1 protein-coding gene is annotated in these 1,341 nt (G+C 64.4%); it reads left to right on the plus strand.

Annotated elements, in window-relative coordinates; all coding sequences use genetic code 11:
* The first annotated feature begins 144 nt into the window (after nucleotides 1–144).
* Nucleotides 145–1,137, plus strand: coding sequence for an IS5 family transposase (locus AC07OQ_RS24435; RefSeq protein WP_495055736.1), 993 nt, complete (start codon nucleotides 145–147; stop codon nucleotides 1,135–1,137).
* The last annotated feature ends 204 nt before the right edge of the window (nucleotides 1,138–1,341 follow it).

Genomic DNA, 1,341 nt, shown 5'->3' on the forward strand with positions numbered 1-1,341 from the left:
TCGGCTGCGTTCATCGATCCTCCGGCATGAAGTTGAGAGGATCGCATTATCTACTTTATGACACAGTAAGACTAGGGAAGGTCTGCAAAACCCCGGGGCTGACACGCGTTGCGCGAGCCGGCCAGAGGGCCGAGCATCGAGGCCATGAAGCAAGTCAGCCTGGGCCTGAACCTCTCGACGAAGAAAACCCGCAAGCGGGAGTTCCTCGAAGAGATGGAGCGCGTGGTGCCGTGGAAGGTCCTCGTGGAGATCATCGAGCCACACTGGCCCAAGAGCAAGACGGGGCGCCCGCCGTTCGCCATCGAGACGATGCTGCGCATCCACTACATGCAACAGTGGTTCGGGCTGAGCGACCCGGCGATGGAAGAGGCGCTGCACGACGTGCCGCTGTACCTGGAGTTCGCGGGCCTGGGCAGCGGCGCCAGCCGCATCCCCGACGAGACGACGATCCTGCGCTTCCGGCACCTGCTGGAGAAGCACGACCTGGCCGTGGACATGCTGCGCGTCGTGAACGACTTGCTTCAGCACAAGGGTCTGATGCTCAAGACGGGCACGGCGGTCGACGCCACGTTGATCTCGGCGCCCAGCTCGACGAAGAACGCCTCGGGAGAACGCGACCCGGAGATGAAGCAGAGCAAGAAGGGCAACCAGTGGTACTTCGGCATGAAGGCGCACATCGGCGTCGATGCCGAATCGGGCCTGGTCCACTCGGTGCGCGGCACGGCGGGCAACGTCAATGACGTGGTCGAAGCCAACCGCCTGCTGCACGGCCAGGAGCGGGTCGTGTTCGCCGACTCGGGCTACCGCGGCGCGCACCGGCGTCCTGACGCGAAGCCGGGCGTGGACTGGCAGATCGCCCGGCGACCGAGTTCGCGCAAGCCTGCCGAGAACGCAGGCCGGCTCGGGCGCGTCATCGACGAGATCGAGCGCCTGAAGGCCTCCGTGCGTGCCAAGGTCGAACACGCCTTCCGCGTCGTCAAGCGCCAGTTCGGGCACACCAAGGTGCGCTACCGCGGGCTGGCGAAGAACACGGCGCAGCTGCACACGCTGTTCGCGCTGACGAACCTGTGGCTGGCTCGACGGCAGTTGATGGCGCTGGATGGACACGTCCGTCCGGAGCACGTGAAAGCGGCTTGAAAACGGGCTGAGAGGCCGCGATCGATGCCGCGAACGCGATGAAGTCAGGCTGCAAGCCGCCAACGGGTTCGGCGGACCACTTCATCCGCGCCGCGAGGCGCCCGATGACGCGTTGTGCAGACCTTCCTTAGTCTTACTGTGTCATAAAGTAGATAATGCGATCCTCTCAACTTCATGCCGGAGGATCGATGAACGCAGCCGAGC

Source organism: Roseateles sp. GW821-FHT09B06 (assembly GCF_059418245.1).

Coding starts and splice junctions, on each gene's coding strand:
- AC07OQ_RS24435 (WP_495055736.1), top strand. CDS start 145: ATGAAGCAAGTCAGCCTGGGCCTGAACCTCTCGACGAAGAAAACCCGC.